General features: G+C 45.9%; 8 protein-coding genes. 4 read left to right on the top strand and 4 right to left on the bottom strand.

Annotation, left to right across the window (positions count from 1 at the left end; genetic code table 11):
- Positions 1-109: 109 nt before the first annotated feature.
- Both AM228_RS24465 and cobU read right to left on the bottom strand, forming a co-directional pair.
- Positions 110-619, bottom strand: coding sequence for a hypothetical protein (locus AM228_RS24465; protein WP_072160908.1), 510 nt, complete (start codon positions 617-619; stop codon positions 110-112).
- Positions 620-993: 374 nt separating this feature from the next.
- Positions 994-1,560, bottom strand: a complete 567-nt coding sequence (cobU, locus tag AM228_RS24470) for a bifunctional adenosylcobinamide kinase/adenosylcobinamide-phosphate guanylyltransferase (protein ID WP_054469554.1) — start codon at positions 1,558-1,560, stop codon at positions 994-996.
- Between the two features lie 778 nt (positions 1,561-2,338).
- On the opposite strand from cobU, the gene AM228_RS24475 reads away from it, so the two are divergent.
- The 3 genes from AM228_RS24475 (at position 2,339) to hpsU (ending at position 4,980) form a co-directional block, all read left to right on the top strand.
- Positions 2,339-3,274 carry a glycosyltransferase family 2 protein gene (locus AM228_RS24475; protein WP_054469555.1) on the top strand — a complete coding sequence of 312 codons (936 nt, stop codon included), beginning with the start codon at positions 2,339-2,341 and terminating at the stop codon, positions 3,272-3,274.
- Positions 3,275-3,466: 192 nt separating this feature from the next.
- A complete protein-coding gene (locus AM228_RS24480; RefSeq protein WP_054469556.1) occupies positions 3,467-4,396 on the top strand; it encodes a glycosyltransferase family 2 protein in 930 nt (309 codons plus the stop codon).
- Positions 4,393-4,980, top strand: a complete 588-nt coding sequence (gene hpsU, locus AM228_RS24485; RefSeq protein ID WP_072160909.1) for a hormogonium polysaccharide biosynthesis acetyltransferase HpsU — start codon at positions 4,393-4,395, stop codon at positions 4,978-4,980. Before AM228_RS24480 ends, hpsU begins: the two co-directional genes overlap by 4 nt.
- Positions 4,981-5,130: 150 nt before the next feature.
- Here the strand turns inward: hpsU and AM228_RS24490 are convergent, their stop codons facing one another.
- The gene (locus tag AM228_RS24490; RefSeq protein WP_054469557.1) at positions 5,131-6,624 is read right to left on the bottom strand and encodes a proton extrusion protein PcxA; all 1,494 of its coding nucleotides are present in this window, start codon (positions 6,622-6,624) and stop codon (positions 5,131-5,133) included.
- Between the two features lie 212 nt (positions 6,625-6,836).
- On the opposite strand from AM228_RS24490, the gene AM228_RS24495 reads away from it, so the two are divergent.
- On the top strand, positions 6,837-9,224 hold the full coding sequence (locus tag AM228_RS24495; RefSeq protein ID WP_156332026.1) for a recombinase family protein: 2,388 nt from the start codon (positions 6,837-6,839) through the stop codon (positions 9,222-9,224).
- 293 nt (positions 9,225-9,517) lie between these two features.
- Here the strand turns inward: AM228_RS24495 and AM228_RS30225 are convergent.
- A partial coding sequence (locus AM228_RS30225) for an FG-GAP-like repeat-containing protein (RefSeq protein WP_072160912.1) occupies positions 9,518-12,972 on the bottom strand: 3,455 nt, incomplete at its 5' end.

The raw sequence follows: 12,972 nt of genomic DNA on the forward strand, positions 1-12,972 counted from the left end.
GCAAACAACCAACAACAACTAACAACCAAAGAATCCCTACCCAACAACCAACAACAACCAACAACTAACAACCAAAGAATCCCTACCCAACAACCAACACATAACAAATTCACCCGTGGTTTGATTGACAACGGGGTAAATTGAGCGGAATAGGTGGCTCCAGATGGACAGGTTGAGCATCGGAATTAGGCGGAATTTCCGGAGCATATCGCCGTAACAGCCGATGACGAATCGAACTCAGATGCGCCGTGGAATCTACGGGACTGCGTGGGTGAGGTAAGTCTGGGTTTGGCCAACTCGGTAAGTCAAAGCAGGGACAACTATTTGGCGGCATTCCCAGAGTCCGCAGTGGAATTGGCATGACGCAACGACAACAGAGGATGACGTCCCATTCTGGGGTCAGTAGTTCAGCGATGGTTTCGTTCGTACCTTCCAGATAACAGTCTCCAGAGTCAGGGGAAAGGATTTTTTGCCAACAGTCTTCGCACTCCTGAGAGTAGCGATCGCCAACGATAATTGTTTTTGGTAGTAATTTTTGCTCACCGTTGCGAATCACAACTTTTTTTCCCAGTTGCCACCAATATGCAATGTATTGTTTGACTTGATCTTGTGATGCCATAATCTTTACTTTTGCGGATATCAACGCAAAAGATAATTTCTCCATGAATTGTTAAGAAAATATAAAATTTTTTTGATTTCGCAATCTGGTCAAATTTACCACATCTTTTTAGTATCTATATCCTAACTTATTTATGTTGCCGGTGTTGATTGGCTCAAGTATAAACAACATTTAATTTTAATAAATTATACTCAAAAAAACTTTAATTATATTCAGAAAATCAAATAGAATCGATAAGGTTGATTATTTAATTTTTTAAAAACCATGCAATTTAAATATTTTAAATATTCTCAAAAACCGGTTTTTTTAACCAAGCTATCGGTACGAAGCATAAATTTTCGCAGAAACCCGGTTTCTTGTTCTGGCTCATTTTTTTACTTGCTCCCCAGGCTTTTTTCCCCATTTGACAACGGAACACCAAGTTGGCTGAGGTTTAATGCATGACCACCTGTAACGAGATAAACCGGATTAGCTAAAGAACCTAAATGACGGATCAGACCACCGAGGCGATCGCGAAAAGTCCGACCTAACGGATAGGCTGGCACCACGCCCCAACCTGTTTCTTCCCCGACAAAAATCACCTGAGAATGGCCACGAGTTAGACAACTGAGTAACTCTTGTTCCGCCTTTTGCCATTGACTATCATCTATTTCTAACAAATTCGCCACCCAAGTCCCCAAAGAATCCACCAGCAAACAATGATTTCCCGAGGCGTGCGAAATCGTTGCGGCTAAATTTACCGGCACCTCCAGGGTTGTCCAGTCCAAATTTTCTCGCCGCTTTTGATGTTGGGCAATTCGCGCCACCCACTCTGGATCTGTTTTGTCAACTACCCCCGTAGCCACATAGATCACCGATTTCTGACTTTGGATGGCCAAATTCTCTGCCCATTCACTTTTACCCGATCGCGCTGGCCCTGTCACTAAAATAATCTGGTTCATGGTTGTTGGTTGTTGGTTGTTGGGTAGGGATTCTGTGGGTAGGGATTCTTTGGTTGGGGAACGGGGAACAGTTATCGGGCAACGGGGAAATTTATAAGTGAAAAGTTAAAAGTTAAAACTTAAAAGTTAAAACTTAAAAGTTAAAACTTAAAAGTTAAAAGTTAAAAGTTAAAAGTTAAAAGTTAAAAGTTAAAAGTTAAAAGTCGTAGGGGCTTTCTGGCCATATAGCCTGACGGCATGGGCTTCGCAAGGACGCCCGTACAAGTGAAAAGTCGTAGGGGCTTTCTGGCCATTCGCCCGTACAAAAGAAGTATCACTCTTTACTATTCACTATTCACTATTCACTATTCACTATTCACTATTCACTATTCACTATTCACTATTCACGCTCTCCTGAAGCTCCTCTGCTCCTCTGCTTCCCTGTTCCCTGTTCCCTATTCCCTGTTCCCTGTTCCCTGTTCCCTGTTCACTATTCACTATTCACTCTCTCCTGAAGCTCCTCTGCTTCCCTGTTCCCTGTTCCCTATTCCCTGTTCCCTGTTCGCTGTTCACTATTCACTATTCACGCTCTCCTGAAGCTCCTCTGCTTCCCTGTTCCCTGTTCCCTGTTCCCTGTTCCCTGTTCCCTGTTCACTATTCACTATTCACTACACCCTCTCTTCCCCCGCCCCAGAAGCCCCCAGAAGCCCCCAGAAGCCCCCAGAAGCTTCCCAAACCCCAAGCCGATCGCGATAAAATGATCAGTGGCAAAAGCAATTGGGCAAAAGAGATTACCTAAATGACCAATCTAAAAGTGTCTGCGATTATTTGCACTTATAACCGAGAACAGTATCTCGGTGCAGCCATAGACAGTTTGCTGGGGCAAGAGTTTACCGACTTTGAGGTGTTGGTGGTGGATAATGCATCGAGCGATCGCACGAAACAAATCGTCGAACAACGTCTAAGCAACCCACAACTCAAATATATCTATGAATCCAACATCGGTCTATCCGTCGCTCGTAACACAGGGGCCCAAGCTGCCCAAGGAGAAATATTAGCGTATCTTGATGATGATGCGGTAGCCAGTCCCACCTGGTTACAAATCTTATATTCTGCTTATCAAGAAAATGCAAAATTGGTTATCGCTGGAGGAAAGGTGACACTATTATGGCCGCCTGGGGTAGAAAAGCCCAACTGGTTATCCCCAGAACTGGCTGGCAATTTAGGAGCTTACGACCTAGGAGGCCAGGTAGTCTATATCGATCGACCGGGACTCACTCCTAGAGGCTTAAATTATTCCATTCGCCGGTCATTTTTAGCCGAAATCGGCGGATTTAACGTCAATCTGGGACGAATTGGCAAAAAATTATTATCCAATGAAGAATTATATGTCACCGAACTTGCCTTAAAATTGGGGAAGCAGGTGGCCTACCTTCCCGATGCCTTAGTTGCTCACAATGTCGCCCCGGAACGCCTAAAAAAATCTTGGTTTTGGCAGCGTAGTTGGTGGCAAGGAGTCAGTGAATGTTATCGAGATTATGAGAGCGATATTGCTGGCTTCGATCAGCTTAACCGAGGAGGCGAACGACTGATTCGCGGACTCTACAAAACCTTAAAATTTTGGCAAGACCCCGCTAAACGCTTTGATAATTTAGTATATAGTTATGGTCAAATTGGTTATTTAACCACCGCGATCAAAGGAGGACTGAACTTTTCTCGAAAAAACTCCCAGTGAACCTCCCCCGTTCAATTCACCAACTGCCGATTAACAAAAACTATCATCATCAGAAAATAGAGCTAATTTATTAATGCCAATAATTTTTTAACGAATTTTAACAAGCCTTAATAAGTCTGATATTACCTCTGATATTAAATCTGAGATAAAAATATTAAATCTGTTCACTGAGGTTGTTTTCTCTCGACTATTATGACATTAACACCATCAAAAGTTCCGGTTTCAGTCTTAATTCCTGGTAAAAACGAAGAATACAACCTACCAGCTTGCCTGGAAAGTTTAAAGCCAGCGGATGAAATATTTTTGGTCGATTCCCAAAGTAGCGATCGCAGCCAAGAAATTGCCGAAAGCTACGGGGCAAAAGTCGTTCAATTCCACTTTAATGGTTTCTGGCCAAAAAAGAAAAATTGGTCTCTAGAAAACCTACCTTTTCGCAACGAATGGGTCTTAATTGTTGACTGTGACGAACGCATTCCCCCGGAACTTTGGCAAGAAATTGCCCAAGTCATCCAAAACTCCGACTGCAACGGTTACTATCTGAATCGGAAAGTCTTATTTCTGGGAAAATGGATTCGTCACGGTGGTAAATATCCTGATTGGAATCTGCGACTATTTAAACATAAAAAAGGTCGCTATGAAAATCTGGGAACTGAAGGAGTTCGTAACACGGGGGACAACGAAGTCCATGAGCACGTGATCTTATCCGGTCAAGTCGGCTACCTAAACCATGACATGATTCACGAAGATTTCCGGGATATCTATCAATGGCTGGAACGTCACAATCGTTACTCCAATTGGGAAGCCAAAGTTTATTACAATGTGCTGCACGGAGAAGCACAAAATGAAAGCATCGGCGCTAATTTTTTCGGGGACGCGGTGCAGCGGAAACGCTTTCTCAAAAAACTCTGGGTCAGACTACCTTTTAAACCCACTTTACGGTTCATCTTATTTTACTTTATTCAACTCGGCTTCCTCGATGGCAAAGCGGGCTATATCTATGCACGCTTACTCAGTCAATATGAATATCAGATTGGCGTCAAACTGTATGAACTGATCAAATTTGGGGGGCAATTAAATCGCCCACAACTAACCCCGAATAATTCACCCACCGATGCCCAATGAACAAAAATCCTGATTCTCCCCTGTTACATTTACCGCCAATGGTGGACTTACGCCAGTACGATCAATCTTGGTTTGACCGAGGTCGTCCAGGATTGTTTATTTTATTTTGGTGGTTCGTTCAGGCGATCGCATTCCCCCTCACTCCCCAGCCGTTACATAATGTCCGCCGATTTATATTGCGACTGTTTGGGGCGAAAATTGGTCGGGGAGTGCAAATTCGACCCACAGCCCGATTTACCTATCCTTGGAAAATCGAAATCGGTGACTATACCTGGATTGGTGATGACGTGGTTTTATATAGTCTCGATCGCATCTATATCGGCGAACACTGTGTTATTTCTCAAAAAACCTACCTTTGCACCGGCAGTCACGATCCCCAGCACCCCGCCTTTGGTCTAGTTACCCAACCGATTATGATTGGCAATGGCGCTTGGATCGCCGCCGACTGCTTTATTGCCCCAGGGGTGAAAATTGGGGCCAATGCCCTGATTGGCACTCGCAGCAGCGTGTTCAAAAATATGCCAGAGGGTCAAGTTTGTTTTGGCAGTCCTTGTCTGCCACGGTATCCGCGAGTCAGGATTTAATCTGAGAATACCGTAGGGTGTGTTAGGCGCGGAAATGAGATTTTTATCCCTGTAAACTAACCGAAAATCCCGCGCCGTAACGCACCATAAACCACTTTGTTATTCATTCATATTCTTATAAGTCGCCACCGCCGAGGGTGAGGTGCGATGTTATTCATTCATATTCTTATAAGTCGCCACCGCCGAGGGTGAGATGCGATTGAGATAACGGAAGATCCAATATTTAAAGATGGTGTCTAAAATCACTGGGAAGGTGGCAATAAAGAGAAAGATGAATTCTCGACTTTCGGGAATGCCTAAATGTCGGCAAATTCCTTCTAAAATTACTTCCCAGCCGTGGGGAGAGTGGAATCCCACAAACACATCTGTAAACAAGATAATGATGAATGCTTTGGCGCTATCACTTAGGCCATATACAACTTCATCAATAAAAGATTTCAAAACCGCAATTTCCCGTTTACTGTTGGTGATGACGAGGCAAAAGGCGATCGCGGAAAAAATGTCGGCCACAATATTTTTTAACGATTCAGCACTGCGTCGATTGTATTCTTCAGCGATTTCAAAGGCTTTTATTTTGACTTGTTTCTCAATTTCTTCTTCACTCAATTTAGTGATTTTGTTTAATAAAATTGGATTGTCTTCAGAAAATTCTTTGATTTCTGTAGCAATGAATTTTTCAAACTTGAGTTTTTCTTCAAACCGCTGTAATTCTCTAAAGGCTTCTTCTTCCATGTCCACGTTCAAAAATATCGCCGCTTGGGGTTCGATATATTTTTCATAAATTGGACTCAGCATAATTTTAGAACTCTGTTGGGTCAGCAAGGGGATGAGAATAATCAGTAAAATAAATTTCAGAGATAAGACTGTGCGAGTTTGAGATTTGCGAAAATCTTGCACCACTTCATTTTCCGCATCGGGATCTAAGTCTCTTTTTACTCTGTCTAGAGTTCTGAGAATTGACCGAGGCAAAAAACTGGTAGTAGTGGCTAGATTTCCCTCTTTTTTTGAGGATTTTTTTTCAAATCTAGGTTGTTTTGGATCGAGTTTGAGTTCACCAACAAAGAAACCGGGTTTCTGCGACAATTCATCCTTCGTACCGATAGCTTGGTTAAGAAACCCGGTTTCTGAAGCGGATTTTTCAGAGATGGAAAGCGTCCCTGGGGAATTAGCCCCAGGTTGACCGCCCCCGTTTAAATTTTTGAAGTCTAGCTGAAGCGGATAGACTACTTGGTCTGGCTGGTATTTGCCAATCACATCATCAATAAATTTCAGCTTTTCCAGCACTAGATTATCGGCATCTCTCAAACCCAACGATTTGCCGTTGTTGGGATAGTCGGCAAAATATTTAATTTTCTTTTTATTGAACACTTGTTCATAAATATCAATGAATGAGCGGCTATTTCTAAATTCCGTTAGTCTTAACTTAATAATTTCTAGGTTTCGGTCTAAATCTGCTTCAAAATGAGCATAAACACTGGTTCCATAAGCAGCGTTAACCAGAGAAATTTTATCGCCATTGAAATGTTGGTTTTCAATGGCTTGAATGGCTAAGGCTGCTTGGTAGGCAATTTCCAGCGATCGATCAGGAGTCTGGGAAAACCAATGTTCCGCAGCCGTTAAAAAGCGTTGCAATGGAGAGGACATAGACTGACTCATTTTAAAAATTTTAATTAATCAGCAATTTAGCAGATTTCCGCTCGGTTCCGCATCAAATCGCTCCTGTCAGATTGTTTAATTAATTATAAAAAAATTATCTTGATAATTTTTCGGCCAGGGGTTCAGGCGGATCTTTTCCCGGAAAACGGCTATAGTATAGTCACGAGTGCGAAAGCGGGATAATCAGTGGTGGTGAAGTGGTGGTGAATTCGCTGTGGATTGTCGGGCCAAGTCTGAGTGGTAAGACAACTCTTCTGATCCAACAGTTTCAGAAATCCTTACAGCCAGAAAGGGATTCGGCAAAGGTGGGGAAAAACTTATGGCATCCGGGGGTGCTGGTGTTTGCCCCAACCAGCGATCGCCGCCGACAACTGGCTGACCAGATATCTGTTCACAGCAAACACAATAAACACCAATGTTTGGTGAACGCCACCACGCCTTTAGGATTTTTTCAGCATGAAGTGACTCTATTTTGGCCTTTGTTGGTTTCCCGACTCAACCTGAAACCACAGTTTCCCGTCCGCTTACGTCCAGAAACAGAGCAAGAGTCCGCCACTCGACTATGGCGACCAGAATTGGATAGCGGGCAGTTGCGTTGGTCGGGAGTGAGCGAGTATCGCTTAGTCCGGCGGATGTTGGATTTAATGCAGTTGGCGGCGGTTTCGGGAACGCCGATTGAAGAAATTCCCCATCTGTTAGAATACGGGCTGATGGATCAAGGGTCGCCAGAACTGTGGGATCTGATGGGCAAGCTGTTGTTACGCTGGCGTCAGTGGTGTTTGGAACGCGGCTTTTTGACTTATGGCGTTGTGGCCGAACTTTACTGGCGTTATTTGTTGGATGACCCGGTTTATCAGACTCATTTATTGTCTCGATTCGATCGCCTATTGGCGGATGATGTGGACGAGTATCCGAGTATTGCCCGTGATTTGTTTGAGGTGTTGCTCGATCGCGGCGTTCCTGGGGTGTTTACCTATAATCTGGATGGCCAAGTGCGCTTGGGTTTGGGGGCTGATTCTGAGTATTTGGCAGGGTTAGGCGATCGCCCGGGTATGACCCAAGTAATGCTAAAAGATCGGTCGATTTCTCAGCCTTTGCCCAAATCTCTCCGACCCTCGTTGAAAAATTGGGTTTTGGCTGTGACCAGTCGCGATATTCCCCCTTGGTTAGATCGCCGAGAATTAGAGAATCAGGTTTTCTCCGTGCAAACCGCCTCTCGGATTGAGTTATTGCGGGAAACTGCCGAAGCGATCGCTGCTGAAATTAAAACCGGAACCGTTGCAGCGGAAGATATTGCCCTGATCGCCCCCGGTTTAGATGAAATTGCCCGCTATACGATCGTGCAAAGTTTGAACAATTTGGACGTCCCGGTGAATTCCCTGAATGACCAACGCCGATTAGCGAATCTGTCCATGATTCGGGCATTGCTGACTTTGTTAGCCCTGGTTTATCCGGGTTTGGGTCGTCTGGTTGACCGAGATGCGATCGCCGAACTATTGACGATCTTGTCTCAGCAAGAAATCGTCAGTCGTCCTCCGTCTCCCGTAGGGGCGTTTCGCGAAGTAGGGGCGCTTCGCGAAACGCCCCTACAAGACGAGACATTTTGGCAGGACACTCTGCCCAAATCAAAAAACATTCCCGGCATTCCCGGCATTCCCGGCATTCCCGGCACCTTTCTCAGGTTTGAATATCGCATCGATCCGGTTCGGGCTGGTTTATTAACCGACTATTGCTATGCACCAGATCCGATTTCCCCAAAACTCTTGCCCGTCACTTCTTTTCCCCGTTGGGATCGGTTGGGTTATCGGGCGACAATGGCTTATCAGGAAATTGTGACTTGGATCGAACAACAGCGAGATTGTATCCGCAACGCGACTCGATCGCCGCTTCAGGAGGCTGACCGCGAGGGTACGGGCGAGATTGCATCCGCAACGAGGAGCGATCTTGCTCCGCAACCCTATCGCGATCGCGGGGGTATCGCCCCTACACCGATTCACGTATTAAATGAGGCGATTCAAAAATTTTTATCCCCAGTCAATCATCTTCCGGGCGATCGCCTTTCCGCCTTACGCGAATTCATGGAAACCGCTAGTCACTACTGGGAAGTGGATCGGCGGTTACGCAGGTTACGCGTTCAGGAAGGGGGAACTGCCAATGCCCCAGATTATGTCATCGTGGGTCAATTTATCCAGCTATTGCGTCAGGGAACTGTGACCGCGAACCCTTTCCCCGTTTCCGCGATCTCCGCCCCATCTCGTGGGGTGACATTAGCCACCATCTTTCAATATCGGTCAGCCAAATTATCTCATCGTTACCACTTTTGGCTAGATGCAGGCAGCCCTCTCTGGCTGAGTGGTGGGGCGGCCACTTTATTTGGTTCCCCGTTATTTTTACGCCAATGGTCTGGTCGTCCTTGGACCGTTGCCGATGAGGAACAAGCCGCAGAGGAACGATTAGAAAGGATTTTAAATGATTTACTTAGTCGGGTAAGCGATCGGCTTTATCTTTGTCACAGCCAATTATCTACCAGTGGACAAGAACAAACCGGGCCATTGTTATCTTGGGTGAATGCAGCGATCGAGGTTTAGATCGCAATTGATTCGGCAGGGAATCTCGCTTTTCCTGTCCGGTATTTGACGAGAAGCTGCGAGGACTAAGAAATCGGGTTTCTTTGTTGCTTAAAACAGATAGAGGAGAGAGGAGAGAGTTAATTTTCATAATACATCTCTTTAACAGATTGTCAAGGATTTTTAGAGATAATTTCACCACAGAGACACAGAGGACACAGAGAGATATTCTTCGTGTCCTTTGTGCCTTTGTGGTTTATTTTCACCACAAAGACACAAAGGACACAAAGAAAAAAACCCGGTTTCTAACTTCCTTACACCATTAAAGTGAAATCAGCGCTATCAATCAAACCAACATCAACACCCGTTAATGTGGCTAACAATTCATTGCCACGGGCTATTAAAGTATTCCCATTACTGCCAGTAATACTTAACTGGTCAAAGGTTAAACCACCGGCTAAACCAATTAGGTCAATACCGTTAGTAAAGTCCAGAATTGTATCAGAACCAAAGCTAGATTGCAGTACAAAATAATCTTTGTCTGCATTACCAATTAGGGTATCATCGCCTTCATCTCCATAGAGGAAATCTTCACCATCTCCTCCCCAGAGGAAATCATTCCCTTCGCCGCCATAAACCACATCATTATCGGCATTTCCGGTCAGGCTATCATTGCCCTTATCCCCATATAAAATATCAGCGCCCGCATCGCCATGAATTAGGTCATCACCCTGACCACCACGGGCAGTATCATCCCCATTGCCACCGAAAATGGAGTCATCTCCCGCATGGCCATGCAGGAAATCATTGCCATCTTTTCCGAATAGCAAATCACCGGCATCACTAGCAACTGAACCAGGGCTAGATGAGCCCCCAAATATGCGATCGTCACCCAAATCACCAATCAAGGTATCGCTACCTAAATCACCATAAATTAGGTCATCATTTTGACCACCCATTGCTAAATCATTGCCTTGACCACCATAGATAATGTCTTTACCTTGATTACCCAGCAACAAATCTGCCCCTTGGTTGCCATAAAGTTCATCATCTCCACTATTTCCAAATAGGGCATCTCGTCCGGGCAAACCTCGGATAATATCATTGCCACTTTGACCACTAATTACATCATCATTAGGTGTGCCATCAATATTATCTGCACTATCGGCTCCTACGGCAGTAAAGGAAATATTGACTAAATCAATAGTGGGTTCGGGAGGAATAGCCGAAGGTTCGGGTAAAGTAGTATTATTTTGGCTATTATTACTGCTTTCTGAGGGCAAAATACTGCTCAGACCAGTGAAAGGCAGAACTTGACTGGGAGAAACGGTGAATAGACCGCTGTTAACCGGAGGTTCATCAACCGGAGGTTCATCAACATTGCTGATTATCAGGTCAACTTTAGCCGCAGCAACAGCATAAGTCTTGCCGTCAGAACCATTCCAAGTAAAGCTGACATTGCCATTAAAGTCAGCATTGGGAGTAAAGGTTAATTTACCCAAATCAGCGGCATTAATTTCTTGGGCAGCAGTGACAGCAGTTCCGTTTAACTTCAAAGTGCCGTTATCGGGAAGTGAAGTTATTTTAATTTTGGATAAGCTATCTTTTTCTAGGTCTGAGAATTTATCCGTAAAGTCAGTGGCAGCAAAAGTGATATCCGTATCTTCAAGGCCAGTTTTGGTGATATCACTCAGAGTGGGGATATCGTTAATATCCGCTGTCCGGGTCAACTGAGTGGCAGCAATATTATTATTACCTGCACTATCCGTTGCTGAAGAAGCAGCAACATCTACTGTCACCGAACCATCAGCAGCGGGAGTAACATCAAAGGTGTAAGTAGTGGCGTTAACTGCCATAAAGTTACTGGCAGTTCCGTTGCCAACTGTGATATCTGAGATATCAAAACCGGTGACATTTTCACTGAAAGTGGCAGTAACCGTAAATAACCCGTTAACAGGAGTTGCAGCAGTGGAAGTTAAAGCAACAGTTGGGGCAGTTTTATCAAAAGTGACACTACTGGAGTTGGTAGTAGCCGTTACCGCCGTTCCCGCATTGCCCGCAGCATTCGTAAAGGTAATATTAATCGGTAAATTTCCTTCGGTATCTGCGGCTTGCAGAGTATAAGTGGCGGTGTAGTTGTTCCCGCTATTCGTCACTGTGGCAGTTTGACCACCAATGGTGACAGTGGGTGTACCACCGAGGGTTTCACTGGCGGTAAAAGCAACTGTCACTGCATCCCCAACTTTGGCTAATGCGGTGTTGGCATTATTGGATGCAATGGTGACTGGGGTTAAGGTGGGGGCAACTGTATCAATAACTATGGCTTTGCTGCCACCGAGGGAGTTGTCAGAACCTAAGGCAGGGAGGGTTAAGATGGCATCTACAGTTAAATTATCTTTAATCGTCCCCCCATTTAGCTCTAGGGCAGTGGTGCTGAAATATTCTAAGTCCGCAGAACTATCCCCAACTTGCACTACATAGTTAAAGGTGAGGATATTACCGCCATTACCACTATCATAAGTAGCATATTGGTCAGTGGTGCCGGTTTCTAGTTGCAGGCGGGGGGTGCCACCTGTTGTATCAACCGTGACAGCCGCATCAAAGGTAACGGTAATAGCAATGGTGTCACCGGCTTTGTAACTACCATTAGCAGTGGTGGCGGTGACTGAGGTAATTTTGGGGGGATTGTTTAGCAGGACTGAGACGTTGTTGTTGCCACCGTTCGCTACCGCTAAGTCCTGTTTGCCATCGCCGTCAAAGTCTCCTACGGTAACGGAAAACGAATATCTTCCCGCAGCAAAGGTGGTTTGGGTGCTGAAGCCGCCACTGCCGTCCCCTAACAGGACTGAGACGTTGTTGTTGCCACCGTTCGTTACCGCTAAGTCCTGTTTGCCATCGCCGTCAAAGTCTCCTACGGTAACGGAAAACGAATATCTTCCCGCAGCAAAGGTGGTTTGGGTGCTGAAGCCGCCACTGCCGTCCCCTAACAGGACTGAGACGTTGTCGTCGCTAACGTTCGTTACCGCCAAGTCCTGTTTTTTATCGCCGTTAAAGTCTCCTACGGTGACGGACTGCGGATCGTCTCCCACAGCAAAGGTGGTTTGGGCGCTGAAACCGCCACTGCCGTCCCTTAACAGGACTGAGACGTTGTCGCTGAAACGGTTCGCTACCGCTAAGTCCTGTTTTTCATCGCCGTTAAAGTCTCCTACGGTGACGGAAACCGGATTGGCTCCCACGGCAAAGGTGGTTTGGGCGCTGAAGCCGCCACTGCCGTCCCCTAACAGGACTGAGACGTTGTCGCTGCCACCGTTCGCTACCGCCAAGTCCTGATTGTTATCGTTGTTAAAGTCTCCTACGGTGACGAACAGCGGATTGGCTCCCACGGCAAAGGTGGTTTGGGCGCTGAAGCCGCCACTGCCGTCCCCTAACAGGACTGAGACGTTGGCGCTGCCAAAGTTCGCTACCGCCAAGTCCTGATTTTTATCGCCGTTAAAGTCTCCTACGGTGACGGATAGCGGACGGTCTCCCACGGCAAAGGTGGTTTGGGCGCTGAAACCGCCACTGCCGTTCCCTAACAGGACTGAGACTCTCCCGTTGTCAAAGCTCGCTACCGCTAAGTCCTGATTGTTATCGCCGTTAAAGTCTCCTACGGTGACGGAACGCGGACCGAGTCCCGCAGCAAAGGTTTGGCGGCTGAAACCGAGGGTGTGGGGGTAGGTGGTGAGGGTGTGGGGGGAGAGGGGGGAGGTGGGGAGTGTGGGAGGCCGCC

It is taken from the genome of Planktothricoides sp. SR001, assembly GCF_001276715.1.
Lineage (GTDB): Bacteria > Cyanobacteriota > Cyanobacteriia > Cyanobacteriales > Laspinemataceae > Planktothricoides > Planktothricoides raciborskii.

Bases quoted from the DNA above. Each gene is read 5' to 3' on its own strand.
- AM228_RS24465 (WP_072160908.1), bottom strand. From the start codon at position 619: ATGGCATCACAAGATCAAGTCAAACAATACATTGCATATTGGTGGCAA.
- cobU (WP_054469554.1), bottom strand. From the start codon at position 1,560: ATGAACCAGATTATTTTAGTGACAGGGCCAGCGCGATCGGGTAAAAGT.
- AM228_RS24475 (WP_054469555.1), top strand. From the start codon at position 2,339: ATGACCAATCTAAAAGTGTCTGCGATTATTTGCACTTATAACCGAGAA.
- AM228_RS24480 (WP_054469556.1), top strand. From the start codon at position 3,467: ATGACATTAACACCATCAAAAGTTCCGGTTTCAGTCTTAATTCCTGGT.
- hpsU (WP_072160909.1), top strand. From the start codon at position 4,393: ATGAACAAAAATCCTGATTCTCCCCTGTTACATTTACCGCCAATGGTG.
- AM228_RS24490 (WP_054469557.1), bottom strand. From the start codon at position 6,624: ATGTCCTCTCCATTGCAACGCTTTTTAACGGCTGCGGAACATTGGTTT.